General features: G+C 68.7%; 25 protein-coding genes and 1 pseudogene. 13 read left to right on the top strand and 13 right to left on the bottom strand.

What is annotated here, in order from left to right; genetic code table 11:
* Nucleotides 1-166: 166 nt before the first annotated feature.
* From lhpI to AC3AP7_RS22150, 4 genes are all read right to left on the bottom strand, one after another.
* Nucleotides 167-1,114 (bottom strand): bifunctional Delta(1)-pyrroline-2-carboxylate/Delta(1)-piperideine-2-carboxylate reductase, encoded by a 948-nt coding sequence (lhpI, locus tag AC3AP7_RS22165; RefSeq protein WP_487364689.1) that lies wholly within the window; start codon nucleotides 1,112-1,114, stop codon nucleotides 167-169.
* 94 nt (nucleotides 1,115-1,208) lie between these two features.
* A complete protein-coding gene (lhpH, locus tag AC3AP7_RS22160) occupies nucleotides 1,209-2,216 on the bottom strand; it encodes a trans-3-hydroxy-L-proline dehydratase (RefSeq protein ID WP_487364688.1) in 1,008 nt (335 codons plus the stop codon).
* Nucleotides 2,217-2,486: 270 nt separating this feature from the next.
* On the bottom strand, nucleotides 2,487-3,587 hold the full coding sequence (locus tag AC3AP7_RS22155; RefSeq protein ID WP_487364687.1) for a potassium channel family protein: 1,101 nt from the start codon (nucleotides 3,585-3,587) through the stop codon (nucleotides 2,487-2,489).
* A 32-nt stretch (nucleotides 3,588-3,619) separates the two neighbouring features.
* Nucleotides 3,620-4,339 carry a cysteine peptidase family C39 domain-containing protein gene (locus AC3AP7_RS22150; protein WP_487364686.1) on the bottom strand — a complete coding sequence of 240 codons (720 nt, stop codon included), beginning with the start codon at nucleotides 4,337-4,339 and terminating at the stop codon, nucleotides 3,620-3,622.
* 576 nt (nucleotides 4,340-4,915) lie between these two features.
* Here AC3AP7_RS22150 and AC3AP7_RS22145 point away from each other — a divergent pair.
* A complete protein-coding gene (locus AC3AP7_RS22145) occupies nucleotides 4,916-5,770 on the top strand; it encodes a helix-turn-helix domain-containing protein (RefSeq protein WP_487364685.1) in 855 nt (284 codons plus the stop codon).
* Between the two features lie 239 nt (nucleotides 5,771-6,009).
* Here AC3AP7_RS22145 and AC3AP7_RS22140 read toward each other — a convergent pair whose 3' ends face one another.
* Nucleotides 6,010-6,768, bottom strand: coding sequence for a hypothetical protein (locus AC3AP7_RS22140; protein ID WP_487364684.1), 759 nt, complete (start codon nucleotides 6,766-6,768; stop codon nucleotides 6,010-6,012).
* Nucleotides 6,769-6,927: 159 nt separating this feature from the next.
* On the opposite strand from AC3AP7_RS22140, the pseudogene AC3AP7_RS22135 reads away from it, so the two are divergent.
* Nucleotides 6,928-7,083: pseudogene (locus AC3AP7_RS22135) on the top strand (ISNCY family transposase); the annotation flags it as partial.
* Nucleotides 7,084-7,273: 190 nt separating this feature from the next.
* Nucleotides 7,274-7,711, top strand: a complete 438-nt coding sequence (locus tag AC3AP7_RS22130) for a VOC family protein (protein ID WP_487364683.1) — start codon at nucleotides 7,274-7,276, stop codon at nucleotides 7,709-7,711.
* Between the two features lie 25 nt (nucleotides 7,712-7,736).
* Here AC3AP7_RS22130 and AC3AP7_RS22125 read toward each other — a convergent pair whose 3' ends face one another.
* Nucleotides 7,737-8,654, bottom strand: coding sequence for a LysR family transcriptional regulator (locus tag AC3AP7_RS22125; RefSeq protein WP_487364682.1), 918 nt, complete (start codon nucleotides 8,652-8,654; stop codon nucleotides 7,737-7,739).
* A gap of 142 nt (nucleotides 8,655-8,796) precedes the next feature.
* On the opposite strand from AC3AP7_RS22125, the gene AC3AP7_RS22120 reads away from it, so the two are divergent.
* Entirely contained in the window at nucleotides 8,797-9,561 is a 765-nt protein-coding gene (locus AC3AP7_RS22120) for an SDR family NAD(P)-dependent oxidoreductase (RefSeq protein ID WP_487364681.1), read from the top strand.
* 179 nt (nucleotides 9,562-9,740) lie between these two features.
* Here the strand turns inward: AC3AP7_RS22120 and AC3AP7_RS22115 are convergent, their stop codons facing one another.
* Complete coding sequence (locus AC3AP7_RS22115; RefSeq protein WP_487364973.1) at nucleotides 9,741-10,706, bottom strand: GlxA family transcriptional regulator; 966 nt, start codon at nucleotides 10,704-10,706, stop codon at nucleotides 9,741-9,743.
* Between the two features lie 99 nt (nucleotides 10,707-10,805).
* On the opposite strand from AC3AP7_RS22115, the gene AC3AP7_RS22110 reads away from it, so the two are divergent.
* The 3 genes from AC3AP7_RS22110 to AC3AP7_RS22100 are packed head-to-tail and all read left to right on the top strand — an operon-like array spanning nucleotide 10,806 to nucleotide 12,842.
* Nucleotides 10,806-11,549 carry a DJ-1/PfpI family protein gene (locus tag AC3AP7_RS22110; protein ID WP_487364680.1) on the top strand — a complete coding sequence of 248 codons (744 nt, stop codon included), beginning with the start codon at nucleotides 10,806-10,808 and terminating at the stop codon, nucleotides 11,547-11,549.
* Nucleotides 11,546-12,289 (top strand): SDR family oxidoreductase, encoded by a 744-nt coding sequence (locus AC3AP7_RS22105; protein ID WP_487364679.1) that lies wholly within the window; start codon nucleotides 11,546-11,548, stop codon nucleotides 12,287-12,289. Before AC3AP7_RS22110 ends, AC3AP7_RS22105 begins: the two co-directional genes overlap by 4 nt.
* Nucleotides 12,290-12,326: 37 nt before the next feature.
* Nucleotides 12,327-12,842 carry a DUF2867 domain-containing protein gene (locus tag AC3AP7_RS22100; RefSeq protein ID WP_487364678.1) on the top strand — a complete coding sequence of 172 codons (516 nt, stop codon included), beginning with the start codon at nucleotides 12,327-12,329 and terminating at the stop codon, nucleotides 12,840-12,842.
* Nucleotides 12,843-12,937: 95 nt separating this feature from the next.
* Here the strand turns inward: AC3AP7_RS22100 and AC3AP7_RS22095 are convergent, their stop codons facing one another.
* The gene (locus AC3AP7_RS22095; protein WP_487364677.1) at nucleotides 12,938-13,828 is read right to left on the bottom strand and encodes a LysR family transcriptional regulator; all 891 of its coding nucleotides are present in this window, start codon (nucleotides 13,826-13,828) and stop codon (nucleotides 12,938-12,940) included.
* 115 nt (nucleotides 13,829-13,943) lie between these two features.
* Between AC3AP7_RS22095 and AC3AP7_RS22090 the strand changes: the two genes are divergently transcribed.
* Nucleotides 13,944-14,825, top strand: coding sequence for an NmrA family NAD(P)-binding protein (locus AC3AP7_RS22090; RefSeq protein ID WP_487364676.1), 882 nt, complete (start codon nucleotides 13,944-13,946; stop codon nucleotides 14,823-14,825).
* 89 nt (nucleotides 14,826-14,914) lie between these two features.
* On the opposite strand, the gene AC3AP7_RS22085 is transcribed toward AC3AP7_RS22090, so the two are convergent.
* The 3 genes from AC3AP7_RS22085 to AC3AP7_RS22075 form a co-directional block, all read right to left on the bottom strand.
* The gene (locus AC3AP7_RS22085; RefSeq protein ID WP_487364675.1) at nucleotides 14,915-16,741 is read right to left on the bottom strand and encodes an ATP-binding response regulator; all 1,827 of its coding nucleotides are present in this window, start codon (nucleotides 16,739-16,741) and stop codon (nucleotides 14,915-14,917) included.
* Nucleotides 16,711-17,229: a putative pterin-binding protein gene (locus AC3AP7_RS22080; protein WP_487364674.1), complete on the bottom strand. Its 519-nt coding sequence runs from the start codon at nucleotides 17,227-17,229 to the stop codon at nucleotides 16,711-16,713. Before AC3AP7_RS22080 ends, AC3AP7_RS22085 begins: the two co-directional genes overlap by 31 nt.
* A gap of 164 nt (nucleotides 17,230-17,393) precedes the next feature.
* The gene (locus AC3AP7_RS22075; RefSeq protein WP_487364673.1) at nucleotides 17,394-19,076 is read right to left on the bottom strand and encodes an ATP-binding domain-containing protein; all 1,683 of its coding nucleotides are present in this window, start codon (nucleotides 19,074-19,076) and stop codon (nucleotides 17,394-17,396) included.
* 154 nt (nucleotides 19,077-19,230) lie between these two features.
* Here AC3AP7_RS22075 and AC3AP7_RS22070 point away from each other — a divergent pair, with 154 nt between their 5' ends.
* The 3 genes from AC3AP7_RS22070 (at nucleotide 19,231) to AC3AP7_RS22060 (ending at nucleotide 21,183) form a co-directional block, all read left to right on the top strand.
* A complete protein-coding gene (locus AC3AP7_RS22070) occupies nucleotides 19,231-19,857 on the top strand; it encodes a glutathione S-transferase family protein (RefSeq protein WP_487364672.1) in 627 nt (208 codons plus the stop codon).
* A gap of 16 nt (nucleotides 19,858-19,873) precedes the next feature.
* Nucleotides 19,874-20,500, top strand: coding sequence for a glutathione S-transferase family protein (locus AC3AP7_RS22065; protein WP_487364671.1), 627 nt, complete (start codon nucleotides 19,874-19,876; stop codon nucleotides 20,498-20,500).
* Nucleotides 20,501-20,604: 104 nt separating this feature from the next.
* Entirely contained in the window at nucleotides 20,605-21,183 is a 579-nt protein-coding gene (locus AC3AP7_RS22060; protein ID WP_487364670.1) for a Fur family transcriptional regulator, read from the top strand.
* Between the two features lie 31 nt (nucleotides 21,184-21,214).
* Here AC3AP7_RS22060 and AC3AP7_RS22055 read toward each other — a convergent pair whose 3' ends face one another.
* Entirely contained in the window at nucleotides 21,215-21,619 is a 405-nt protein-coding gene (locus AC3AP7_RS22055) for a response regulator (protein ID WP_487364669.1), read from the bottom strand.
* Nucleotides 21,620-21,869: 250 nt separating this feature from the next.
* On the bottom strand, nucleotides 21,870-22,544 hold the full coding sequence (locus tag AC3AP7_RS22050) for a TetR/AcrR family transcriptional regulator (protein WP_487364668.1): 675 nt from the start codon (nucleotides 22,542-22,544) through the stop codon (nucleotides 21,870-21,872).
* Nucleotides 22,545-22,630: 86 nt separating this feature from the next.
* Between AC3AP7_RS22050 and AC3AP7_RS22045 the strand changes: the two genes are divergently transcribed.
* Together AC3AP7_RS22045 and AC3AP7_RS22040 are read left to right on the top strand one after the other, a co-directional pair.
* Nucleotides 22,631-24,139 (top strand): MDR family MFS transporter, encoded by a 1,509-nt coding sequence (locus AC3AP7_RS22045; RefSeq protein ID WP_487364667.1) that lies wholly within the window; start codon nucleotides 22,631-22,633, stop codon nucleotides 24,137-24,139.
* Nucleotides 24,140-24,421: 282 nt separating this feature from the next.
* The gene (locus AC3AP7_RS22040; RefSeq protein ID WP_487364666.1) at nucleotides 24,422-25,441 is read left to right on the top strand and encodes a hypothetical protein; all 1,020 of its coding nucleotides are present in this window, start codon (nucleotides 24,422-24,424) and stop codon (nucleotides 25,439-25,441) included.
* The last annotated feature ends 107 nt before the right edge of the window (nucleotides 25,442-25,548 follow it).

Genomic DNA, 25,548 nt, shown 5'->3' with positions numbered 1-25,548 from the left:
GAAGCGAAGGCGAGACCGGCAGGCCGGCCTCGATTAAGAAACGCTTATGGTGCAACGTTTTCGCATTGTTTGCACGTGCAGCGCGTGTAAGCGGGACGCAAGGGTCGCCACGGATCGCGCGTCCGGGCGGGTTGGGCTTGCGGGCCACACGGGCAGGCCGGACGCGTCAGCCCTGCGCAAGCGTTGCGTGTGCAACCCGGCAGGCCGCCAGATCCCACGCCGCGCAGCCGACGCTCTTGAACAGCACGGGCGTGCGGGACGGCGGCAGCACGGCATCGCGCCCGAAAAGCGTCGCGAGCCCCTGCACGTTCGCCCAGTCGACGCCCGCCTGGATCAGATCGCCGGCCTCGTGGCGCGCGCCGGCCGGGTCGTCGACGTAGAGCGCGCTGCCGAGCACGGTGCGCGCGCCGATCTCGACCATCTGCGGCGTGAACGCGCCGACGCCGATCACGAGCCGCTCCGCGCGCGGCACCTCGTCGTAGAGCGGCGCGCGGCTCGTGGTGAGCGCGATCACGACGTCGACCTCCGCGGGAACCGGCGCGCCCGCGAGCGGCTGCAGCGCGTGCACGGCGCCGCGATGGGCGGCGCAAAACGCACGCGCGTTCGCGTCGCTGCGGCTTTGCACGTACACCTGCGCGTGCGGATACAGCGCGCCGAGCGCATCGACGTGAAACGCCGCCTGGGTGCCCGTGCCGATCAGCAGGAACGCGCGTGGCGCGCCGCGCCCGCTTGCCGCATCCTTGAACGTGCGCACCGCCAGCATCGAGATCGCCGCGGTGCGCCGGCCGGTGACGGTCGGACCGTCGAGGACGAACAGCGGCGCGCCGCTGTCGGCGTCGCAGGCCATCACCTGGCCGTGGATCGTCGGCAGTCCGCGCGCGGCGTTGGCCGGGCATACGTTCACAAGCTTGTGGATCGCGAGATCGGGGGCGGCGGCCGGCATCGACAGCATGATGCCGTCCGCGTTGAGCGGCACGACGAGCCGCTCGGGGCTCGCGATGCGCGCGGCCGCATAGTCGAGCGTCGCGGCGGCGAGCGCATCGACCAGCGCCGGATACGGTGTCAGCCGCGCGGTCGCGGCGGCGTCGAACATCGGAGGAGCAGACGAGGTCATGGTGGCCACCGGTCGGTCTGGGGTGAAGGGGAATCCGGCTCCGGCGGCGCGCTTGACGGTGTCGCTCCGCGCATCGATGAAGCGCGCGCCGCGCTCAGCGCACGAGAAACCCGTAGGTCAGCGGGTCGTGCTCGTCGATGAGCCAGTTCGCGAATCCGCAGAGATGCGCGTCGCCCTCGATCTCGGGGATCACCGCGTCGAAGTGCGCGAGCTTCGTCTCCGACAGCACGCGGCCGCGCAAGATCGTACCGATCACCGATTCGTTCACGAGCACCGCGTCGCGCGCCAGCTCGCCGCGCAGATAAAGCTGCGCGACGCGTCCCGCGGTGCCCGAGCCCGTCGGCGAGCGGTCCACCTCGCGGTCCGCGAACACGCAGCAGTTCGCCTGCGTCGAGCCCGGATGGCGCGGCGCGTTGTCGATGATGGTGCCATAGATGTGATTGATCTCCGGAATCAGCGGATGCGCGACCGGATACGCGGCATTGGCCGCCGCCTTGACCTCGGCGCCGAACTGCACCAGCCGCGCGAGATCCGTCTCGCGCACGTTCAGCCCGAACGGCCGGCCCGACGCGTAGAAGTAGAACGCGCCGCCGAACGCAATGTCGCCGCGCACCGCGCCGAAGCCCGGCGTGTCCACGAGCGCGTCGCGCTGCCAGATGAACGACGGCACGTTGACGAAGCGCACGCTGCCCGCGCGGGCGCCGTCCCAGCCGACGAACGCCTCGATGAAGCCGCACGGCGCGTCGATGCCCACGCGCGTCTGCGGCGTGCGGCGCTCGACCCAGCCGAGCGTCACTGCCGCGGTGGCGAGCGCGATCACGCCGTGGCCGCAGTGATCGCTATAGCCCTCGTTGTGCACGAACACGACGCCGAAGTCCGCGTCCGCGCTGACCGGCTCGGTCAGATAGCCGCCGTACATGTCGGCGTGGCCGCGCGGCTCGTGCATCAGCGCGCGGCGCAGCGCGTCGGCGTGCTGCCTGAGCCAGTCGCGCCGCGCGACGATCGTCGCGCCGGGGATTCTCGGCAGCCCGCTCGTGACGATCCGGAACGGCTCGCCGCCGGTGTGCATTTCGACGGTGCTGATCATCCGGTTCACGTTCATGATGCGGCAGGCTCCTGCGTGCGGTTGCGGCGTGCGGTTGCGACGCGCTGCTGCGATGCGCTGCTGCGGCGTGCTGTTGCGACGCGCTGCTGCGGCGTGCTGCTGCGGTGTGCTGGTGCGACGCGCTGCTGCGATGTGCTGTTGCGACGCGCTGCTGCGGCGCGCTGCTGCGACGCGCTGCTGCGGCGTGCTGGTGCGACGCGCTGCTGCGATGCGCTGCTGCGGCGTGCTGTTGCGACGCGCTGCTGCGGCGCGCCGCTGCAGCGCCCCTCAACCCGGCGGTTGCTGCGCCGGCTGCGGCTGACGCGCCGACTGGATCACCATCAGCACGTCGCCCGCTTCGATCACGCACGGCGGATCCTCGTAGAACGACTGCAGGCGCCCGTCGCGCACCAGGCCGACCACCACCGCGCCGCTCAGCGCATTGCTCCAGCAGCCGATCTCGTGCGCGGCCGCCGGCCGCTCCAGCAGCGTCACGCGGCCGCGCGTCGACAGCAGGTCGTTGACGAACGGCACGATGTAATGGCTGTCGACCGCGTCGGCAAGCAGCAGCCCGCCGATCTTCGTCGACGACACGATCACGTCCGCGCCCGCCTGGCGCAACTGGCGCTGGTAGGTCTGCTCCTGGATGCGCACGACGATGCGCGCACCCGGTGCGACGCTGCGCACCGTGAGCGTGAGCAGGATCGCGGTCGCATCGTCGCTCACGCAGATCAGCACCGCTTTCGCGTCGCGCACCTGGGCCTGCTGCAGCAGGTCCTCGCGCGACGGATCGCCGAGCAGCCCGCTCACGCCGAGCGCGGTGGCCGATTCGAGCGCGCCCTGCTGCGGATCGATCACGACGATCGTCTGCGGATCGCAGCCGCTTTCGAGCAGCTCGCGCACCGCGACCGCGCCGCTCAACCCATAGCCGCACACGACGACGTGCTCGCGCAGCTGCTTTTGCAGGCGTTTCATGCGGAATTCCTCGATGACGCGTTGAATGACGAACTGGTAGGCCGTGCCCAGAAACACGAACCAGATGACGATGCGGATCGGCACGATGAAAAACGCATCGATCAGCCGCGCGCGCGCCGTGATGGGTACGATGTCGCCATAGCCGACGGTCGCGACGGTGACCATCGTGAAGTACATCAGGTCGACGATGCCCGGCTTCGCGCGGTTCGAATCGTGCAGCCCGTCGCGGTCGAGATACAGCACGACGAAGGCGAGCACGCACAGCGCCACGACGATCGCCACCCGCTGCAGCAGCATGCGCTGCGGCGACGCGCCGGGCCGCGTGAACAGCGTCTGCGGGCGCGTCGCGGCACGGCTTGCACGCGCGAGGCGCGGCAGTCGCAGACGGGATGGCGTGCGGCGGGCGTTGGCCACCAGGCAGCTCCAGAAATATCGGAATCCTGATTCTACGCCGGGCGGCCGTCGTCGGGGGCCAGATCGCACGCGAGCGGCGCCGCGCGCCGCAGCGTCATGCCGCGGCCCGCATGGAAGCGCGCGAGCGTCGCGAGCGGCAGCGCCGCGTCGGCCTGATACGGCGGCACCCCGGACGGATTGTGAAAGCGCACGTCGGCGCGGTCGCGCCCGTGCAGCAGGATCAGATGACCGCCACGCTGCGCGTTCGGCTGGTGCGGGCGACGCACTTCCGGGCTCACGGAGGCGATGGCGAGCGTCGCCGCGTCGATGCGCGCGACGAGCCCGGCCAGCGTGATCTGCGGCCAGACCTCGACGTGCAGTCCGAACGCGGTCGCGACCCAGTCCGCGAACGGCCGGTAGATCAGCCCGTCGACTCCGCCGTCCGCGCGCATCCGGTACACGCCATGCGCGAGCGCGGCATCGAGCAACGCGGCGCGCGGCGCATGCGCGATGCCCCAGTAGTCGAGCGCGCTTTCGAGGCACGCGAGACCGCACAGGCGCGGCGCCCAGAAACGGTAGCGCTGCGGGTCGGTGAAGCCGCTGCGCGGCCAGGCGGGGTCCGCGCACGGGTCCGCGCCCCCTTCGGCGATCGCCTCGACCCATTCGGGACTGCCCCACTGCGCGTGATAAGGCACGCCGGCGTGGTACACGGCGTCGGCGTGGGCATCGGCGTGGGCCGCGCCCGATGCCGGCTGCGTCGGGGCGCCGCTCATCGTGCGCTCCGCAACTGCGGTTGCGGTTGCTGCATAAGGCCGACGCACGCGGTCGCGACGGCGACGCGGTCAAATCCGGTGCACAGCAGACAGGTCGTGGTCATCGAAAGAACCGGCAAACGTAAATGGGCAAACGTAAATGGGCAAACGCACAGGGGCACGCGCGCAGCGAAGCAGCGAAGCAGCGAAGCAGCGAAGCAGCGACGTTAGCACGCGCGGGTGCCCTCGCGGGCGTCCTCGCTGCGCTGGCCGCGCCGGCGGCACGCGCAAGCGCGCACGCGTGGGTCGCGCTCCCCCCATCGCAGGCTCACAAAAAACCCGAATGAGCGTTCTCTTTCACGATGCCGGCTGCATTAACCGGTAAAATGCCGCGATGCACTTCGCACGGCCCAGGCCGTCCGTCGCCGCCCGCGCGGCAGCGGGCGCCACGCGGGCGGCGCGGGCGCGCTCGCCGTGCGGGTTTGCGGCACGCGGGCCCGGCCCGCGCGCGATCGGCCGGTGCATCGTCGCGACGCCGCGCGAGCGCGGCCGGGTCGCTCATCCGATTCGCTTTATCCTCGACGGACCCCTCGCAGCATGGCCAACGAAGCAGGTTCACCCGACTCTCTCGCGGTCGCCGAGCGCGTGCGCGAGTTGTTGAGCCGCCATGGCATCGGCAAGCGGCAGCAGACCGCGGAGCTCTGCCGCATCCTCGACCTGAGCTTTTCGCAGGGGCACCGCAAGCTGCGCGGCAACAGTCCGTGGACGCTGCTGCAGATCACGAAGGTCGCGGAAGTGTTCGGCGAGCCGGCGGCGCAACTGTTCGGCGCGCAGTCGCTCGACCCCGGCATGGTCGGCGCGGTCGCGCACGAGGCGGTGTTCGCGCTCGGCCCGCTCGAACTCGCGTGCACCGCGTGGATCGGCGTGGCGCTCGAACCGGGTAGCCGCCCGGAGTTCGTCGCCTATGCGAGAAATGGCCAGTGGCGCGTGACGCGCCACGACGGCACGCTGCATCAGAGCGCGTACGAAGTACACAAGATCGAGATCTATCCGCGCCGCGCCGAGGCGAACAAGCCGCTGATCGCGGTGGTCGACGACGACGAGGCCTCCGCCGACAACCTGCGCGATTACCTCGAACGCAGCGGCTACGCGGCGGTGGCGATCTACGGGCTCGCGCCGTTCATCGAGCAGTTGCAGAGCCAGGTGTTCGACGGCGTCGTGATCGACTGGCTGTTCGGCCATCAGACCTCGGCCGCGGCGATCCGCGCGGTGCGCGCATCGGAAAACCCGGATGCGCCGATCTTCGTGCTCACCGGCGAACTGCTGACCGGCAAGGCAAGCGAATCGGAGATCAGCGAGATCATTCGCAGCCACAACGTCGCGTGCTACGAGAAGCCTGCGCGGATGGCGATTCTCGTCGCGGATCTGTCGAAGCGGCTGAACCGCGCGTAACGGGGGAGCGGTGCGCACCGGGTGCGCGTCACGTGAAGCACGGGCTCGCGTGTCGACGGAGCGAAGATCCCGCGTGACGCATGGGGCGTGCCTCACTAATGACGCCGCGTCGATGCCTGCCGGGGCAGGTCAGGTAGGTTGCAGGCTGGACTGGGACGAGGCGCGTCTGGCAGGAGAACGGGCCGCGCATCAAGGTGCATTCCGCGCGTCCCCGATCGCGCGGCTGGCTTCCCCAAAGATCATGGCCCGATTGCAATATCCCGGTCGTCGCCCATCCCGTGATCGCCGCCCTGGAACAGGATGGTTACATGCCGGGGATTATCTGCACGATAGACGTTGGCAAAGATGGGGGTGGCCACGACGCCCGTGCCGCAAGGGAATTTCATTTCTCTGTCGATTCGTCCACTTTTGATATTGACGAGTCGCAAACGGGCCATCGACAACGGACAATGCTCAGAAGATTCGTACACGCCCAGCAAAAGATGATCTTTCGTGTGATGCCACATGGGTATTTCCACGACTCCGACCACGCGCGGGGGCGGCGAGCCGGTATCGTTGAGACGGCCGATCTGATGCAATGCGATGGGCAAAACGTTTTTGCCATCCCGCCATTCGCCTGATGCATCGGTACCGCTCACTTTCAGCGCGATAGGGCACGGAACCGGGCGCGTTGCCGAAGCGGCTGGCACCCTGGGCGAATCAGCGAAGGAAGCAGGCTCGATTGCTTCGCACAACTGCATTGTTCCGTCAGGGCGACGTTTGCCTTGCAAGGGGATGGGAACACGATGGGCATCGTAGTAGTAACTGCCGTCGACGTGCCACTGGCCTGGCTCATTTCTGTCGATCTCATCGTAGGTCTGCAAGGACAAGTGGACTGGCATGCGACCCATCGTGCCGGCATAGTTTGTGACCTCATACCATCCCGCATGGGCCGACGAGGTCGCAGTGACAAAAATCAGGCATAAGATTGCGTGAAAGAAATTGAATATGCTCTTCATCGGTTGCTTCCCGTTATCACCCACAGTCAAGTGTGTGGATCATCCGCGATCCGTGCCACGCTGTCGAATGTCGCAAAATGGCTGGGGATTGGCAGGCGATCAGTCCCGCGTGCCGCCTCGGCCCCGTCGCAATGGCTTTATCCCGGGCCTGGGGCGCAGTTCGGCCGCGCCCTGTACGCGCTGGGCATCGACACGTTCTGCGCGAACGCGAGCCCGGCCAGGGGACGCGTCGAGCGCGCACACCCGACGCTGAAGGACCGGCTCGTCAGGAAACGCAGGCCGCGTGGCGTCAGACCGGTTGCGACCGCCAATGCGTGAGCGCGTGTCGTCATGGCCGCCTGCGACACGCGCGTCGCATGGCCGCCGAGGCGCGAGGCGCCCGAACGGTGCCCGCCGGCCGCTACATCGGCGCGTGGGCGTAAGCTGTGCCCGGGACATGCCAATCGTCGATTGCCGGACCAGGCAACGGCCTGGAGACTGGCGCAACACTCGGGAGATTCGCAACATGGCGATCAAACGGATGGACAACGTAGGCATCGTCGTCGAAGACCTCGGCGCGGCGATCGATTTCTTTCGCGAACTCGGCCTCGAGCTCGAAGGCCGCGCCACGATCGAAGGAGAATGGGCCGGACGTATTACCGGCCTGGGCGACCAGCGTGTCGAGATCGCGATGATGCGCACGCCGGACGGCCACAGCCGGCTCGAACTCTCCCGCTTCCTCGCGCCGCCGGTCGTCGCCGATCACCGGAACGCGCCGGTCAATGCCTTGGGCTACCTGCGCGTGATGTTCGCCGTGGACGACCTCGACGATACGCTCGCGCGGCTGCGCAAGCGTGGCGCGCAACGCGTCGGCGACGTCGTCCAGTATCAGGACGCGTATCGGCTCTGCTATATCCGTGGACCTGAAGGGATTCTCATCGGGCTCGCGCAGGAACTCGGCTGAGCCACCGGCCCATCGCACCCGTTTGTCACTTCGGCCATCGCCACGTCGGATCGCCGAGATGCCCGGCGAAGTAATTGGACAGCGCGGTCACCTTCGCGGGCCGTGCTCGCGCCGACGGCGTGACGAAGTAGAGACCGCCCTTCGTCAGCGACCAGTCGGTGAGGATCGCTTCGAGACGGCCATCGGCCAGATACTCGGCCGCGATGAACTCGGGCAGCTCCGCAATCGCAAGACCATCGAGCAAGGTGGGTAACAGCGCATCGGAGTTCGTCACGCGTAGCGGGCCGGTCGGCATCACGGGCTCCTCCTCGCCCGCCTCGTTCGTGAAGCGCCAGACATCGCTCCGCGCGCGATACGCGTACGAGAGACATGCCCGATCCACCAGTTCGCGAGGATGCGCGGGCCGGCCTTCACGCGCCAGATATGCCGGCGACGCCACGACGAATTGCGTTACCGCGCACAGCCGCCGCGCCACCAGCGACGAATCCGGCAACGCGGCAATACGCAGCGCCGCGTCGAAGCCGTCGGCGACCAGATCGACCGACGCATCCGAGAGATGCAGGTCGATCGATACCTCCGGATACGCGCGAAAGAATTCCGGCAGCAGCGGCGCGACCCAGCGCAACCCGAACGACATCGGCACGGCGAGGCGCACCAGCCCGCGCGGCTGCACCGACATTTCGCGCGCCGCGCTTTCGGCCTCCTCGGCCTGCCGGTAAATCTCGCCGGCCTTCTCGCAGATCGTGCGACCGAACTCGGTCAGCGAGAGCTGGCGCGACGTCCGGTTAAAGAGCCGCGCGCCCAGCCGGTCTTCCAGGCGGGCGACGCCGCGCGAGACCGTCGCCACCGACACCCCCATCGCGCGCGCCGCGGCCGCGAACGAGCCCTCCTCCGCGACCTTGGCGAACATCGCGAGTCCCTCGAAATCAGGCAGCTTCGCCATGTCCCCTCATCTTTTCATTTGTGCAACGTTAGATTGCGATCCATTCTATTTCGAAAAGACGGGGCCGTCGATATTCTCCTCACATCGCAGCACGCAACACCGAACGCCCCCATTCACTGAACGCAACGACAGGAGCAATACCATGGCACGCAAACTCGACAACAAGATCGCGCTCGTAACCGGCGCAACCAGCGGCATCGGCCTCGCCACCGCCCAGCGCTTCGCCGCCGAAGGCGCGCACGTCTACCTCACCGGCCGCCGTCAGCCTGAACTCGATGCCGCCGTGAACGGTATTCGCGAAGCGGGTGGCAAGGCGACGGGCGTACGCGTCGACTCCACGAAGCTGAACGAACTCGACGCGCTGTACGCGCAGATTCAGGAAGAACATGGCCGCCTGGACGTGTTGTTCGCTAACGCAGGCGGCGGTTCGATGCTGCCGTTCGGCAACATCACCGAAGCGCACTTCGACGACACCTTCGATCGCAACGTGAAGGGCGTGCTGTTCACGGTGCAAAAGGCGCTGCCCGTGCTCGCCCAGGGAGCGTCGGTGATTCTCACGGGTTCGACAGCCGGCAGTGCGGGCACGGCGGCCTTCAGCGTGTATTCGGCGTCGAAGGCTGCGGTGCGCTCGTTCGCACGCTCCTGGATTCTCGACCTCAAGGACCGCCAGATCCGCGTGAATACGATCAGCCCGGGCGCGACCCGCACGCCCGGCCTGCTCGACCTCGCCGGTGATGATGCCGCCCAGCGCCAGGGTCTCGCCGATTACCTCGCCGCGCAGATCCCGATGGGACGCCTGGGCGAGCCCGGCGAAATCGCAAGCGCCGCGCTGTTCCTCGCTTCGGACGACGCGAGCTTCGTGAACGGCATCGAACTGTTCGTCGATGGCGGCCAGCAGCAGATCTGAGCGCGACCGGCTCGACACGCGGCTGCATTTTCGCGTGGACGTTACTGGACGCGCGGCACATACGCCCGCCTCATTGGAATACCGACATCCGCTGCATGATCGCGCGATGCGACACGATGCGAGGCGACGCCACGCGATAGCTGCAACGCGTAGCCGACACCTCCGGTCCCCGCCGCCACTCATCCGCCGGCGCCGCCTCGCGGCGTTGCAGCGAGCCGGTCGGTGCGGCGCATGGCCTGAGGCGGCATGCCGTAGAGCTTCACGAAGGCGCGCCGCATTCGCTCCGGATCGCTGAAGCCCACCGCCCCGGCAATCTGCCCGATCGGCTCCGAGCCCTCCTGCAACCGGGTCCGGGCCGCTTCGGCACGCAAACGCTCGACGGCTCGCGCGGGCGTCTCCCCTGTCTCGCGCCGAAACGCGCGCCCGAACTGCCGGACGCTGAGGTGGGCCGCTTGTGCGAGGCGCTCCAGCGGCAACGGTTCACGCAGATGATCGCGCGCGAAACCGAGCGCCAACCGGATCCGGTCCGATTCCGGTTCCATCTGCGACATCGGCGAGAACTGCGACTGCCCGCCCGGGCGACGGTGATAGACCACAAGTTCACGCGCCACCTGATGCGCCACCTCGCTGCCATGATCCGCCTCGATGAGCGCCAGAGCCAGGTCGATGCCGGCCGTGACGCCCGCCGACGTCCAGACGCCGCGATCCGTTACAAAGATCCGGTCGGCGTCCACGCTCACTGCCGGATAGTCCTGTTGCAACCGGTGCGCCATCCGCCAATGGGTCGTCGCACGTCTGCCGTCGAGCAAGCCTGCTTCCGCCAGCAGAAAAGCGCCGGTACAGACGCTCGCCACGCGCGCCGTGCGGCTGCCGAGGGCCGCGACGGCCCGTACCTCGCCCGGCTTCAGCATCGACGCCGTATCGCCGCCGACCACGACCAGCGTTCCCACTTCCGCCGTGCGCGCCGGCCGGGTCGCCACGGGCAGGCCGCCGCTGCCCTGCACCAGGCCACCGGCACGCGACAACGCTTCGAGCGCGTAAGCCGGACGCCCGAGCACAGTCGCCACGGATTCGAACGCCCCGAACGGCCCCGCGAGGTCGAGGATCTGGTGGCCGGGGTAGAGGAAAAATCCGACTTTGTGCATGATGGCGTATTTTAAGGGATCTACGTCCTTTACGTCATTCCCCGCTGCGGCCATCATCGACGTCAGACCGAGAACACACTCACTGACGGAGAACCGCAGATGACCACCGTTGTCATTCCGCTTTACGAGGGCGTGACGCACCTCGACTTCACAGGACCGCAGCAGTTCCTGAGCCTCCTTCCCGACACCGAGGTCGTCGTCGCGTCGCTGGGGGGCGCGCCGGTCACGTCGCACGGGCTCACTTTCAGCGCACTCGCCGATCTGGAGACAATCGGACAGTGCGACATGCTCTGCATCCCGGGCGGGAGGGGTTGCGTTGCCGCAATCGAGAACCCGCGTTTTCTGGCAGCGATCCGGCGTCTTGGCGGCCATGCCCGGTATCTGACGTCGGTCTGCACCGGGTCGCTGGTCCTCGCCGCCGCGGGGCTGCTGGTCGGGCGCCGGGCCGCGTGTCACTGGGCCTGGCGCGACATGCTGAGCGCGTTCGGCGCAATCCCGGACGGTGGGCGCGTCGTGTGCGACGGCAACGTCATCACGGGGGGCGGCGTCACGGCCGGCATCGATTTCGCGCTGACGCTGATCGCGCAATTGCGCGGTGTGGAGGCCGCCCAATCGCTTCAACTGCTGCTGGAATATGCGCCCGCGCCTCCGTTCGATGCCGGTCTGCCCGACACGGCGCCCCCGCGCGTCCGCGAAGCGGTCCTCGATCGCATGACGGCCACCCTGACGGACGCCCGCGAGCGCCTCGGCCGTATCGCGCACCCGCTTTGCGCGCCGCCGGCAGCCGAGGCTCCGCGCCGCCCGGCGTCCGCAGCATCCGCATCCCGAAGGAGCGAGGCATGAAACTACAAGGGAAAACCGCATTGATTACCGGCGGCACAAGCGGAATCGGTCTTGCAACCGCAAAGCGGTTCGTCGATGAAGGGGCGCGCGTCGCGGTGACCGGGCGCGACACGGGCAGGTTCGACGAAGTCCGGGACCAGCTCGGCGCAGACGCCCTGATTCTCGCCGCCGATGCACGCTCGATCCCGGACATGGAAGGCGTCGGCCAGACGGTCGGCGCGACCTTCGGCGGGCTCGACATCTTCTTCGCCAACGCGGGCGTCGCATACGGAACCCCGCTGCCCGCCACCAGCGAAGCGCGCTATGACGAGATCATGGGCATCAACGTGAAGGGGGTCTTCTTCTCGATGCAGGCGGTCGCTCCGATCCTGCGCCGAGGGGCATCGGTGATCCTGACCACGTCCTTTATCATCCACGTCGGCCGACCGGGGATTTCGCTGCTCGCCGCCTCCAAGGCCGCGGTGCGTTCGCTGGCACGCAGCTGGTCGCGCGAATTGCTGGATCGCGACATTCGCGTCAACGCGATCAGTCCGGGTAGCATAGACACGCCTCTGATCGGCCGTCACCGCACCCCGGAGCAACTGGCGGACTTCAAGGCGCAGATGTCGGCACAGGTGCCCCTGGGCAGGCTCGGCGACGCGAGCGATATCGCCGCGGCGGCGCTGTTCCTCGCGAGCGACGACTCCCGCTATATGCTGGGTGCGGAACTGGTGATCGACGGCGGCATCTCGCAGCTCTAGCGTCGTGGCCCGGAAACCCCTGAATCGGTGAGCGCACATGCATGTCTGTCAGAAAATCGAGCAATCCGATCTGCCGCCGGCCTCGCGGCTCAGCGCGTCATACGGCCGGGCCGATTTCGCGGACGCGTTCTCGGTGGACCTGCCGCCCGCCGCCAGCCGCGACGCCGAGGCACTCGCACGGCACGTATTTGCAGGCCAACCCGGGTGGATTGCAATGCTGCTGCATTGCCGGGACTTTCTCGTGCGGCCATTCGGGCTGAAGAGAGTCGTCGACCTGAAGAAGAACGGCGACGACCGGATCAGCCTCTTTCGCGTCTTCGAACGGCATGGCGACGAGATCGTTCTCGGAGAGGACGACACGCATCTGGATTTCCGCGTGTCGGTCTTCGTGCAGGCGGCATCGTCCGGTCGGCCCTGCCTCACGGTCACGACGCTCGTCTTCTGCAATCGCCCGCTCGGGCGCGCTTATATTGCCCTCATCGCCCCATTTCATCGCCTGGTCGTGCGGGCCTCGCTCAAGCGGGCGTGCCAGCTCGGATGGCCGCGCGCATAACGGCAAGCCGCCGTGCGGCGCCTGCGCCTGCGTCTGCGCCTGCGTCTGCGCCTGCGCCTGCGCCTGCGTCTGCGTCTGCGTCTGCGCCGGGCGCGTTAGCCCGCCTCCGGCTGCAAATCCTGTAGAACGTTCATGAATGCGCGGACCTTCGCGCTCAGCAATCGGCGCGAGTGATAGAGCGCCCAGATCTCGACGGGCGCGCCTACGGTTCCCCAGCAGACGAGTCGTCCTTCCGCGATGTCCCGCGCGACCAGCAGACGTGGCAGAACCGCCGCGCCCACGCCTTCGAGCACCGCTTCGCGCGCCATCATCAGCGACGACAGTCGTAACACGGCCCGCGGCTGGATCGTTTTCGTCCTGCCGTCCTCCGTGCAAACCTCCCACGGGGCGTTCGGGGACGTGGCCGCGTACATGACGGACGGCACCGTCCACGTATGGGTATCGTGAACCGTCGAGGAAACCGGCGCGGGCATCGGCAGCGAAGGCGCCGCAACGAGGAGCCGCTGATCGCCCAGGATGCGCCTGCCCGCGAGCGGTTCGTCGCGGGGCGGATCGATCCGGATGACGAGGTCATACCCGTCATCCACCGGATCGACGACGCGATCTTCCGCGACGAGTTCGAGTTCGACCTGCGGCGAGGCAAGCGCAAAGCGCACGGCGATCCGGCTCAGCACAACGTGCGCGAACACGACCGGCGCACTGATGCGCAAGCGTCCCCGCGCGACCGGCGCGCTCGATGCAATGGCTTCCCCCGCCTCCTGAATCTCCGCTATGAGCCCACGTGTGCGCTCGTGAAGCGCGAGCCCCTCTTCGGTGAGACGCAGCCTGCGTGAACCGCGCTCGATCAACCTGACGCCAAGGCTTTCTTCCAGTTCGGCGACGCGACGCGACAACGTGGCCTTCGGCCTGTCGAGCGCCCGGCCCGCGGGACCAAACCCGCCGTGCGCCGCCACCGCGTTGAAATCGGCAAGTGAGATCAGATCCATGAACGTTCCATTTTTGAGACGACCCATCTGAATTCTGTCACTTTCGGCTCGCTAATGAAACGCCTATTGTTCACCTCGTGGACGCACCCGTCCTCATCACTTCCAGGAGATCATCATGGCTATTCTCGTGACAGGCAGTACCGGCGTTATCGGCAAACAGGTGCTCGACCATCTGCAGGGCAGCGGCGCCGAAATACGGGGTCTCACCCGCACGCCCGAACGCGCGGCATTCCCCCACGGCGTCGCCGCGATCAAGGGCGACCTGGCCGACATCGACGCCGTCCGGCAGGCGATGACCGGCGTCAGCACGCTGTTCCTGCTGGCGCCGAACGCCGCGGACGAACTCACCCAGGCACTCCAGACGCTGAGCGTTGCGCGCGAGGCAGGCGTGAAAGGCGTGGTCTACCTCTCGGTCTTCAAGGGGGAGGATTACGTCGACGTGCCGCACTTCAGCGGCAAGTACACGGTCGAGCGGATGATCGAACGTCTCGACTTGCCGGCGACCGTGCTGCGCCCTGCCTATTTCATCCAGAACGACGCCCGCCTGAAAGAGTCGCTGCTTTCGCACGGCATCTACGGCATGCCGATCGGCGCACAAGGCATTTCGATGGTCGACGTGCGCGATATCGGCGAGGCCGCCGCCCGGGAGCTGCTGCGCCGCGAGCAGGCAGCCCGCCCACTCCCGCGCGAGACGTACGAACTCGTCGGGCCCGATGTGATCGATGCAGAAACGGCGGCCGCGATCTGGACCGAAGCGCTGGGGCGTCCGGTCCGTTATGGCGGCGACGATCTCGACCGCCTCGAAACACGCCTCAAGGCGGCTGCCCCCGCATGGCTGGCATACGACATGCGCCTGATGATGGCCCGCTACCAGCAGGAGGGCGCCACGGCCTCTCCGGCGCATGTCGAGCGGCTCGCGACGCTGCTCGGACGTCAGCCACGTTCATACCGCGACTTCGCGCTCGCAACGGCGAAAACCTGGGCGCTCGCATCCTGACCTGAGCGGCGACAGGTCGGCTGTAGCGGCTGAATGCGGCGGGCGCGCAGCCCGAATACCGGTCGCGCGGCCCGCGCCCTGCGGGCCCGTCAGGCCGCGCTGCGCGCGGCGAGCGCGCGCAGCAGCACGTCGCGCAACTGCTCGTAGTGCACCGGCTTCGCGAGACACGCGAAGAACGCGTCCGCTCCGGCGGGCCGCCCCTCCGGCACACCGGCGCTGATCGCGATCACCGGCACGCCGGCCGACGCGCCGCCGCGCGCGCTGAACTCGGCAAGAAACGCGTAGCCGTCCTCGCCGGGCATGTGCAGATCGAGCAGCACCGCATCGCAGCGGTGCTGTTCGAGCCACGCCAGCGCCGCCTGCGCGGTGCCGGCGGTCGCCGCATCGTAGCCCATGAACGTGGCCATTTCCGCGAGCGATTCGCGAATCAGGCTGTTGTCGTCGACGATCAGCACCTGCGCGTGCGTCTCGCCGCGCGTGCGCAGCGTCGCCACGTCCGGCGGCGTCGCGGCATCGACGGGGCCGACCGGAATCGTCACCGTGAAGGCCGTGCCTTCGCCCACCCTGCTTTCGACCGACACCTGGCCGCCGAACAGCTTCAGCAGCCCCTGCACGATCGCGAGCCCCATGCCGGCGCCCTCGAAGCGGCGGGTGCGCGATCCGTCGAGCTGCGTGAACTCCTTGAACATCAGCGGCAGCGCTTTCTGCGGTACGCCCGGCCCGGTGTCGCGCACGACGATCGTCAGCATCGCGAGCCGCTGGGTCAGGCTCACGTGCACCGAACCGCACTCCGTATAGCGGATCGCGTTGGTCACGAGGTTGCTGACGATCTGGCGAATCCGGTGCGGATCGGACTCGACCGGGCCGGCGAGGCCGCTCGCGGCGCCCGACAACGCGAGCCCGCGCGCGTGCGCGGCCGGCGTGTGCTCGTCGATGATCGACGCGAGCAGCTCGCGCGGCTCGAACTGCTCGTTGCGCAGTTCGAGCTTGCCGGCGCCGAGCCGCGCGTAGTCGGTCAGATCGCGCATCTGCGCTTCGAGGTGGCGCGCCGCGGTTTCGAGCCGCCGGATCACCTTGCGCTCGCCCTCGGAGTGGAAATTCAGGCCAAGCAGCTCGATCGACGACACGATCGCATGCAGCGGCGTGCGCAGCTCGTGGCTGATCATCCCGAGAAACGCGTCCTTCGCGAGGCTCGCCTCGCGCGCGGCGCGGCTCGCCTCGTGCCCGGCCGCGAGCGCGGCGCGCTGCTGGCGGATGAGGCGCCGGCTGCTGCGGCCGTTGACGATCAGCAGCAGCGTCGCCGCGGCCGACAGCAGCAGCAGCACGAGTCCGCCGACGAACAGCATGCGGCGCTTGGCAAGGAAGTCGCGGCTGAGCGCCTCGCGATCCGCGATGTCGGCAAAACGCCGGCTCAGCGCGAGGTCGTTGACCTGCTGCCAGTGCGCGCGCAGCACCTCGACGATCCGGTCCGCGCGCGCCGGATCGCGCGGCAGCGCATCGACGTCCGGCCCGATCTGCGCGAACACCGCGGCGAGCGCGCGCAACTCCGTCTGCTGGCGCTGCGCGGCCGGCTGGTCGGCGAGCGCGCGGTTTGAGCCGGCCAGCACGTGCAGCTTCGACTGCAGCATGTCGTAGCGCAGTTGCAGCGCCGCAAAGCTCGGCTCGACCCCGTCGCGATACAGCAGCAGTTGCGTCTCGAAACGCGCGTACGCGATCTGCAGCTGCGCGCCGTCCCAGTAGAAGCCGTCGTACGTGCCGTCGAGCAACTGGACCGCGCGCGGGTTCACGAGGTCCGCGTACAGCAGGTAGCCGATCGCGCCGAGCGGCGCCGCGAGCGCCGCTGCCCACACCAGCGCGAACAGCGCGCGGCGCAGCCGGCGCGGCTTCACTTGACGATCAATGCCTTGATTTGCCATACGAATTTCGAGTCGGCCGTGGGGCTGTCGAGTTCGGACGGGAACGCATCGCGCGGATAGATCAGGAACAGCGGGCCGAAGTCGCTCACGCGCAGGCGCTTGCCGTTCATGCTGTCCGCGACGATCACGCCATAGCGCGCACAGTCGGACACCGGAATCGTCTCGGTGTAGTCGTCGAGCGTGTGCACCTCGATCGCGCTGCCGTGCGCGCCGACCGCCTTCAGCACATCGGACAGGAGCGGCCCGCTGAAGGTCGCGCGCGGCGTCCACGTCGTCGACGTCGTGATCGAGTGCACCGGCAGCGCGAGCAACGCTGCCTGCGTGAAGCGATAGACGTCGTGCGACGGATCGGTGAACTTCGCGATCTTGCCGCTCACGTCGAGCGACATCGGCGCCGCAGATGCGCTGCCCGCCACGAGCGCCGCGAGCAGCGCAGCGATACCGAGCAGTGCGCGGACGCACCCGTTGCTGTCACGATGGTAGTGCATGCGATAGGTCCTTGCCGGCGTGTCTTGTCGTAAAAGAAGGGGAAAGAAGGCCGGCGGCGGGCGCCCTTGCGCGCCGCGTGCGTTGCCGCGCGCCGCGCGGATCGGACGTGTCGCGTGTCGCGTGTGGCTTCGGTGGCTTCGGTGGCTTCGGTGGCTTCGGCGCCTCAGGCGGCTCCACCTCCGCCGTCACCGTCACGGTCCCGCGCGAGGTGCGCCGCGGCGCGCTGCGACGCCACCACGATCAGCTTCATCGTTGCACGCGTCGCGCCGACGAACAGCTTGCGCGCGCTGCGCTCGTCGAACTGCGCGAAGTCGACCTCGGTCAGGATCACGCACGGCGCTGCCTGGCCCTTGAAGCGGTAGATCGATTCGACCAGCACGTCGCCGTCGCGCCAGGCCGGGTTGCCGAACAGATCGTAGCGTCCGGTGAAGCTGCGCAACCGGTGCGGCCCGAGCTGTTCCAGCGCGGCGAGCGCCGAATGCTCGCGGCCGCGAAACGACAGCACCGCGATGTCCTGCTTGCGAAAGCCGAGCGACAGCGCCTGCGTGATCGCCCGCTTGGTGGCGTCGATGCAGCCCTGCGGCGCGGCCGTGTCGTCGTAGACCGACAGCGCGACGCCGGAGCCGTCGAACGGGCTGCCCGCGACGAGCGCGGCCGCGAGCGGCACCGCGGCGCCGGCCACGTCGCGCAGATAGCCGAGGATGTCGCGCGGACTGCGGTAATTGGTGCTCTCGCGCAGCGTGACCCAGCCGGGCAGCTCGACCGGCGCGCGCAAATAGAGATTCTGCAGCGGATCTTCGAGCCACCACCACGCGCCGTCCGGCCGCAGCAGCCGCGCGAGCGCGCCCACCCACGGCGGCTGGAAGTCCTGCCCTTCGTCGACGATCAGCACGTCGAACTGCCAGCGCGCCGCGATCGGCGTCTCGGCAAAGCGCGCCTCCAGCTGCTCGAACACGCCTGCGCCGCTGAAATCCGGGGTATGACCGGCGTCGCGCGCGATCCAGTCGCATAGCTGGTGATAGTTCGCGACCTTCGCCTCGGGCGGCGCGATCTTCGCGATGTGGTCCGCCAGCGGCCGGTTGAAGCACACGTAGAGCGGCCGCGCGCCGCGCGCGACCGCGTCCTTCATCACCTGCACCGCGAGCTGGGTCTTGCCGGAGCCGGCGGTGCCGATCACGCGCAGCCGGAACGGCGTGCATTCGAGCCGCCGCGCCCAGGTCGCGAGACCGCCCGCCAGCCGCGTGACGAGCGTGCCCGCCTGGCCGACGAGCGCGCTCGCATCCGGCGTGAGCGACAGGTGATCGGCGAAGAACGCGTGCATCTTGCCCGCGTACGGCAGCGGCGGCTCGTCCTCCGGCAGCGCCGCGCGAACGAGCGCCGCGAGCTGCGCCTTGCGCGGTGCATCGACGATGCGCGCCGGGTCCAGCCCCGCGATCGCGGGCTCCTTCACCGTGTGGTCCGGGCAGTACAGCAGCGCTTCGACGCCGTACGCGCCGGCGCCGAAGGCGGCCGCGAGGCGCCGGTGCAGCGCCTCGACGGTGCGCGCGAGGCCGATCGCGACGTTGCGCTCGGTCTGCAGATGCGCCTTCACGAGGCCTTTCGGCGTCTCGCGCAGAAACCCCGTGCGCTGCTCGACGACCAGCACGCGGCCGGCCGGGCTGACGATCACGAAGTCGGCCTCGCCGAACACCGGGAAGCCCTCGGCGAGCCGCGTCCAGTGCACGCCGTGATAGACCGTGTACCCGGCCGGCAGCGCGTGCTCGAACAGCGCGAGCGTCTCGCGCTCGCGGGCCGCGGCGCCGGTGGCGGCAAGCGGTTTCCAGTCGTCGGGGACGATGCGGGCCATGCGGATCTCGTCGCGTTCGGGAGCGCTCATTGTACGCAACGCACGGGGCGCGCAGGCAGCCGGCAGCACGCCGGGGCCCCGCATCGTGTATGTTTACCGGCTGAACGCCGCGCGTGCGCGCGGCTTGCCAACCCGAAACAAGAGGATTGAGCGGATGCTGACGATCTGGGGACGCGCCAACTCGGTGAACGTCCAGAAGGTGCTGTGGTGTTGCGACGAGCTTGGCCTCGCGTTCGAGCGCATCGATGCGGGTCTGCAGTTTGGCCGTACCGGCGAGCCGGAGTATCTGGCGATGAATCCGAACGGCAAGATTCCGACGCTCGTCGACGGCGACTTCGTGCTGTGGGAATCGAATGCGATCCTGCGCTATCTGGCGCTGCAGTACGGCGGGGCGAGCCCGCTTTATCCGGGCGAGCCGAAGCAGCGCGCGGGCATCGACCGCTGGCTCGACTGGTCGCTCTCGACGCTTGCGCCGGCCGAGCGTCCGGTGTTTCAGACCCTCGTGCGCACGCCGGCCGCCGAACGCGACGCGGCGAAACTCGCGGCCGATTTCGCGGCCGTCGGCAAACTGTGGAAGCTGGTCGACACGTACCTGCAGGGGCGTTTTTTCCTCGAAGGCGACAAGTTCACGCTCGCGGACCTCGTGATCGGCGCGTTCGCGCGGCGCTGGTTCGGCCTTGAAGGCGTCGAGCGGCCGCCGCTGCCGAATCTCGAACGCTGGTACTCGCGCCTCGCGACGCGCGTGGGCTTCCGGCACCACGTCGACGTGCCGCTGACCTGAGCGACGGGCCCCGCACATGAGCATCACGCTTCATACGTGGAATACGCCGAACGGGCGCAAGATCAGCGTCGCGCTCGAGGAGATGGCGCTGCCGTACACGGTGGTGCCCGTCAACATCGGCGCGCGCGAGCAGTTCAGGCCCGAGTTCCTGCAGATCAGCCCGAACAACCGGATTCCGGCGATCGTCGATACCGACGCGCCGGGCGGCACGCCGCTGAGCGTGTTCGAATCGGGCGCGATCCTGCTGTACCTCGGCGAGAAGACCGGCCGCTTTCTGCCCGCGGACCTGCGCGAGCGCGTACCGGTGCTCGAATGGCTGATGTGGCAGATGGGCGGCTTCGGGCCGATGCCGGGGCAGGTGCACCACTTCGCGGCGCTGGCGTCCGACGAGGACCGGCGCTACGGGCTCAAGCGCTACGCCGACGAAACGCGCCGCCTGTACGGCGTGCTCGACCGCCGCCTTGCGCAGACGGAGTTCGTTGCGGGCGCGCTGTCGGTTGCCGATTTCGCGATTCTCGGCTGGGCGTGGCGGCACGAGCGCCACAAGGTCGACCTGGCCGACTTTCCGAACGTCAGGCGCTGGTACGACACGCTGTTCGCGCGCCCGGGCGTGCAGCGCGGCTTCGCGGTCAAGCTCGACTGACCGGCCGGCGGCGGGGGCCGGAGCCCGGAGCGTTGCGGCGGCATGGCCGCCGCAACGCCGTGCCGCTGCACGTCGAATCGCGCGTCGAACCGTATAATCGTGTCATGAAAAACGCCAAGTCCGCCCCGGCCTCCGCTGCAGCCGCACACACCGCCGCGGCGCACGATCACGCGCCGGCGCACCGGCATCTGCACGCGGCGGCGTCGCCGCAGGCCGCGCTCGAACTGGCCGAGGAATACTGCCGCGAACGCGGCGAGAAGCTCACGCCGATCCGCCGCAAGGTGCTGGAACTGCTGCTCGCGTCCGGGCGCGCGACCAAGGCCTATTCGCTGCTCGACGAAATGCGCCAGATCCACCCGGGTTCGGCGCCGCCCACGGTCTACCGGGCGCTCGACTTCCTGCAGTCGGCCGGGCTCGTGCACCGGATCGAGTCGATCAATGCGTTCACCGTCTGCCACGACCTGACGCAGTGCCAGCACGGCATTCTGGTGGTGTGCCAGCAATGCGGGATGGTCACCGAACTGCACGAGCCGACGCTGCGCGAGGCGCTCGTCGCACAGGTCCAGCATGCCGGCTACCGGCTCGCGAGCGACGACATCGAACTCAAGGGCCTGTGCGCCGCCTGCCAGGCCGCGCAAGCCGAAGCGTCGGGCACCGCCGCCTCCGCCGCGCACGGCGCCTGATGCCCGCGCGGGCGGTGCGCTCAGGGGCTTTTCATGGGCGTGCCGCGATCGCGTCGTGCAGCAGTCCGACCAGTTCTTCGGGCTGTACCGGTTTCGTCATGAAATACTGAAAGCCCTCGCCGATACTGCGCAGCCGGTACGCTTCGCCGGTGTGCCCGGTCAGCGCGACGGCGACCGCCGGCGCGCGGGCGCTGCTGATCTCGCAATCGCGCAGGCGCTGGATCAGGTAAAAGCCGTCCATGCACGGCAGTTCCAGATCGCACACGAGCGCATCGGGCGATTGCGCGAGAATGGCGGCGACGCCCTCCTCCGCATCGGCCACCGCGATCACCCGCGCCCCCTCCGACTCGAACAGCAGCTTCAGCGACTCGCGGCTCGGCGAATCGTCTTCGACGAGCACAATCGTGGCCTCGTCGAGTCTCGTTACGGGATTCATGTTGCGTCGTTATCAGGAATCAGTCAGAAAGCAGGTTGGGTCCGTCCGGCGGACCATCATCAGGCAGCCCTCTGCGCGGGCGCGACGCGCGTTCGATGCGCGCAGACTTACATCCGGTAGCACGGAGCGTGCCTCGTGCGGCTGGCTGTCGGACGCCCGGGGCGTCGCGCGACACCCCGATAGACGCGCGGGAAGCGGTGGGGGGCGGATCGTGTGGCCAGGCTGACGTTGCCACCCTGGCTAGTCGGCCCTATATGGGCCCCACCCCGTGCGCGAGCAGCGCCACCGCGTGGCGCGCCACGTCCTCCGGCGTCAGGCTGCGGCGCAGCGGGTCGTCGCGCCAGGTGTTCGAGGTGGCGAGCGGCAGGATCGTCAGACCGAGCACGGTCTGGAAAATCAGTGACGGTTCGAGTTCCGGGTTGAGCCGGCCCTCTTTCTGCCAGCGCTCGATCCATGCGATTCCCGCCCGCTGGCGCACGTCGCCGAAGCGCTCGCGCATGCGCTGGCGCAGCGGTCCCGCGTCGCTGATCACCTCGCGCACCCACAGCGGCGCAAACCACGGATACCGTCCGGCGACCTCGACGAAGCGCCGCGCCAGTTGCGTCATCGCCGCCACCGGGTCGTCCGGATGGTCCTCGAACGCGGCGTCGAGCGACGCGCGCAACGGCGCGAACCGCTCGTCGATCAGCACGTCGAGCAACTGCTCGCGCGTCTTGAAGTAGTAATGCACCATCGCCGGCGTGAAGCCGGCTTCGCGCGCGATCGCGCCCAGCGTCGTCTCACCGATGCCCTCGCGGGCGAAGCGCGCAAGCGCCACGTCGAGCAGCCGTTCGCGCTGGGCCGCACCGCGCGCGCCGCCGGCCGGGCGGCCAGGGCGCCGCGCGCCCGCCGGCGGCGGGCCTGATTCGGGCGACAGTCGGGTCATGGGCGTCAATTTGACGAAAGGAAGGATGTCGCCTATATTAATTTCCACATTAATTAATTTCAAGACGCGTTTGCGCGCTTCCGCTCATGGACTCCGATACCCCCACGGCGGCCGGCATCGCCGGCGCGCCGCACCACCCGCCGATCCGGCTGCTGTTTCCCGCGCTGCTGCTCGTCATGCTGCTCGCCGCACTCGACCAGACGATCGTATCGACCGCGCTGCCCACCATCGTCGGCGAGCTGGGCGGGCTGAACAAGCTGTCGTGGGTCGTCACCGCATACCTGCTGACCTCGACGATCGTGGTTCCGCTGTACGGCAAGTTCGGCGACCTCTACGGGCGCAAGATCGTGCTGCAGGCGGCCATCGTGCTGTTTCTCGCGGGCTCCGCGCTGTGCGGACTCGCGCAGGACATGACGCAGCTGATCGTGCTGCGCGCGCTGCAGGGACTCGGCGGCGGCGGTCTACTGGTCGTCACGATGGCCGCGATCGCCGACGTGATCCCGCCCGCCGCGCGCGGCCGCTATCAGGGCGTGTTCGGCGGCGTGTTCGGCCTCGCCACCGTGATCGGGCCGCTGCTCGGCGGCTTTCTCGTCGAGCATCTGTCGTGGCGCTGGATTTTTTACATCAACCTGCCGCTCGGTGTAGTCGCGCTGCTCGTGATCGGTGCGGTATTCCGGCCGCACGTGTCGCAGATCCGGCACCAGATCGACTACATGGGCGCCGCGTTCCTTGCCGGCGCGCTCACCTGCATCATCCTGTTCACGAGCCAGGGCGGCACGATCCTGCCGTGGTCGTCGCCGCAGTTGTGGATGACGCTGCTGATGGGCGTCATCTGTCTGGTCGGCTTCGTGCACGAGGAGCGCAGCGCGCCCGAGCCGCTGATGCCGCTCGCGCTGTTTCGCGAGCGCACGTTCACGCTGAGCAGCCTGATCGGCTTCATCATCGGCGTGTCGCTGTTCGGCTCGGTCACGTTCATTCCGCTGTATTTGCAGGTGGTCAAGGGCTCGACGCCGTCGCAGGCCGGCATGCAGATGCTGCCGATGATGCTCGGCCTGCTCGTGATGTCCGTCGTCACGGGCCGCCTCATCAGCAAGATCGGCAAATACAGGATGTTTCCGATTGCGGGCACGCTGCTCGTCGCCGTCGCGATGATGCTGCTCGCGCAGTTGAAGACCGCGACACCGGTTCATGTGATGTATCTGTACATGGGACTGCTCGGCCTCGGTCTCGGCATGGTGATGCAGGTGCTGATACTCGCCGTGCAGAACACCGTCGATTTCCGGCACGTGGGCGTCGCCACATCGGGCGCCACGCTGTTCCGCTCGATCGGCGGCTCGGTCGGCGTGGCCGGATTCGGCGCGGTCTTCTCGAACGGACTCGCGGCGCGACTGCACACGCTGCTGCCGCCGGACGCGGCATTGCCGCATACGCTCGGGCCTGCCGAGATTCATCATCTGCCGGCTGCGCTGCAGGACGACTATCTTCAGGCATTTGCCGGCGCGTTGCACACCGTGTATCTCGCCGCCGCGTGTGTCGTGGTGCTCGCGTTCGCGCTCGCCTGGCTGCTGCAGGATCATCCGTTGCGCAAGCACTGAATGCGCGCTCATGGCGCCGTCGCGCGCGGCGTTTCATCAGACCTGAAGGCCACGATCGATGCGTGCGCGCGACATCGCGTCGCGCATTGCAGACCAGGTGCGAACGTCGATTGACGTTCGCAGAGAAACCTCACATATTGCTCACAGCGTGACCGCGCAAGGGACGATGCATCGTGCCGCCGCGCAGAGCAGCGCACGTGAATCGCGCGGCGCGAAGATACACGCCGCGCGCGATCCGCCGCACGCCGCGACCGCATCGCCTGTCGCAGGCTGGAGCCGAGCATGTCGACCGAGGCTTCTCACCGTCAACGTCTTCCCGCGCCGTGCCGACACTGCCGCGGCGTGCTCTATCAGCACGTCGACACGTGCCCCTACTGCGGCACGCCGCATCCGCTTGATTTTGCGGCGCCGCCGCCCGCCCCCGTTGCGCACGCAACGGTCCGCGCGGTGCTGCTGCCCGACAAGCCCGTCCCCGCCGTGACGCCTGATCTGCCGTCCGCCGCACCGCCGTCGGCTGCGGTGACACGGCCCGCGCCGTGGCGTTTTATCGCGAGCGCGCCGCAGCGTTTTATCGCGCGTGCGCCGCGCGCCTTTACCGCACACACCGCCGCGCACACCGCCGCACACACCGCCGCGCGATCTGGCGCGGCGGCGCGGGGGCTGCTTGCGCTCGCCGTCGTCGTGGCGATCGCGGGCGCGTATGGTCTCTACACGCTCGCGGGCAATCACGCCGGATCGCAATCCTCCGATCATACACAGGACACCCAAACAACTACGGGCATGATCGCGGCGCGCGACTCCGCAGTGCCGCATTCGTCTGATGACGCACGCGCGCCGGCGACGCCGCCGTTACGCGACGTCGCGCAAGGCCTCGCGGCCGCACGCGCGCATCGCGACGCACACGATCTCGGCGGCGCGCAGGCCGCGCTTGACGCCACGCTCTCGATCGCGCCGCAGAACGCCGACGCGCGCGCACTGCAGCACGAACTGGCGCCGCTCGAGGCGCAGCGCGACGTCGCGCTGCAGGCCGCGCGCACATGCCGCGCGAACCGCCAGTGGCCGTGCGTCGCGCAGCGCGCGAGCGACGCGCTCGCGATCGATCGCGGCAGCGCCGATGCGCAGGCGCTGCTCGAACGCGCGATCGTCGAGACCGGCTGGACGCAGCCGGGCGCGCGGGCGACCTCGTCGCAGGCTGCGCAGGCGGCTGCCGCGTCCGCCGCAATCGACCCGCAGATCCGCGCGATCACCGCATCCGGCTGGCGGCATGCGCCGGGTGTGGCGGCGTCGGCACCCGCACGGTGAAGCACCGCTTTCGCTGTACCGCTGTACCGCTGTACCGCTGTACCGACGCACCGCTATCGAGCACCGCAGCACGCAGACCACGAGACGCCGGATCGCGACACGGCGCG

Source organism: Paraburkholderia sp. PAMB 6770 (assembly GCF_057748135.1).
Note: the sequence above shows the minus strand (reverse complement) of the source record. Positions and strands in the feature narration are given on the sequence as shown.

Bases quoted from the DNA above. Each gene is read 5' to 3' on its own strand.
- lhpI (WP_487364689.1), bottom strand. From the start codon at position 1,114: ATGACCTCGTCTGCTCCTCCGATGTTCGACGCCGCCGCGACCGCGCGG.
- lhpH (WP_487364688.1), bottom strand. From the start codon at position 2,216: ATGAACGTGAACCGGATGATCAGCACCGTCGAAATGCACACCGGCGGC.
- AC3AP7_RS22150 (WP_487364686.1), bottom strand. From the start codon at position 4,339: ATGAGCGGCGCCCCGACGCAGCCGGCATCGGGCGCGGCCCACGCCGAT.
- AC3AP7_RS22145 (WP_487364685.1), top strand. From the start codon at position 4,916: ATGGCCAACGAAGCAGGTTCACCCGACTCTCTCGCGGTCGCCGAGCGC.
- AC3AP7_RS22140 (WP_487364684.1), bottom strand. From the start codon at position 6,768: ATGAAGAGCATATTCAATTTCTTTCACGCAATCTTATGCCTGATTTTT.
- AC3AP7_RS22130 (WP_487364683.1), top strand. From the start codon at position 7,274: ATGGCGATCAAACGGATGGACAACGTAGGCATCGTCGTCGAAGACCTC.
- AC3AP7_RS22125 (WP_487364682.1), bottom strand. From the start codon at position 8,654: ATGGCGAAGCTGCCTGATTTCGAGGGACTCGCGATGTTCGCCAAGGTC.
- AC3AP7_RS22120 (WP_487364681.1), top strand. From the start codon at position 8,797: ATGGCACGCAAACTCGACAACAAGATCGCGCTCGTAACCGGCGCAACC.
- AC3AP7_RS22115 (WP_487364973.1), bottom strand. From the start codon at position 10,706: ATGCACAAAGTCGGATTTTTCCTCTACCCCGGCCACCAGATCCTCGAC.
- AC3AP7_RS22110 (WP_487364680.1), top strand. From the start codon at position 10,806: ATGACCACCGTTGTCATTCCGCTTTACGAGGGCGTGACGCACCTCGAC.
- AC3AP7_RS22105 (WP_487364679.1), top strand. From the start codon at position 11,546: ATGAAACTACAAGGGAAAACCGCATTGATTACCGGCGGCACAAGCGGA.
- AC3AP7_RS22100 (WP_487364678.1), top strand. From the start codon at position 12,327: ATGCATGTCTGTCAGAAAATCGAGCAATCCGATCTGCCGCCGGCCTCG.
- AC3AP7_RS22095 (WP_487364677.1), bottom strand. From the start codon at position 13,828: ATGGATCTGATCTCACTTGCCGATTTCAACGCGGTGGCGGCGCACGGC.
- AC3AP7_RS22090 (WP_487364676.1), top strand. From the start codon at position 13,944: ATGGCTATTCTCGTGACAGGCAGTACCGGCGTTATCGGCAAACAGGTG.
- AC3AP7_RS22085 (WP_487364675.1), bottom strand. From the start codon at position 16,741: ATGGCAAATCAAGGCATTGATCGTCAAGTGAAGCCGCGCCGGCTGCGC.
- AC3AP7_RS22080 (WP_487364674.1), bottom strand. From the start codon at position 17,229: ATGCACTACCATCGTGACAGCAACGGGTGCGTCCGCGCACTGCTCGGT.
- AC3AP7_RS22075 (WP_487364673.1), bottom strand. From the start codon at position 19,076: ATGGCCCGCATCGTCCCCGACGACTGGAAACCGCTTGCCGCCACCGGC.
- AC3AP7_RS22070 (WP_487364672.1), top strand. From the start codon at position 19,231: ATGCTGACGATCTGGGGACGCGCCAACTCGGTGAACGTCCAGAAGGTG.
- AC3AP7_RS22065 (WP_487364671.1), top strand. From the start codon at position 19,874: ATGAGCATCACGCTTCATACGTGGAATACGCCGAACGGGCGCAAGATC.
- AC3AP7_RS22060 (WP_487364670.1), top strand. From the start codon at position 20,605: ATGAAAAACGCCAAGTCCGCCCCGGCCTCCGCTGCAGCCGCACACACC.
- AC3AP7_RS22055 (WP_487364669.1), bottom strand. From the start codon at position 21,619: ATGAATCCCGTAACGAGACTCGACGAGGCCACGATTGTGCTCGTCGAA.
- AC3AP7_RS22050 (WP_487364668.1), bottom strand. From the start codon at position 22,544: ATGACCCGACTGTCGCCCGAATCAGGCCCGCCGCCGGCGGGCGCGCGG.
- AC3AP7_RS22045 (WP_487364667.1), top strand. From the start codon at position 22,631: ATGGACTCCGATACCCCCACGGCGGCCGGCATCGCCGGCGCGCCGCAC.
- AC3AP7_RS22040 (WP_487364666.1), top strand. From the start codon at position 24,422: ATGTCGACCGAGGCTTCTCACCGTCAACGTCTTCCCGCGCCGTGCCGA.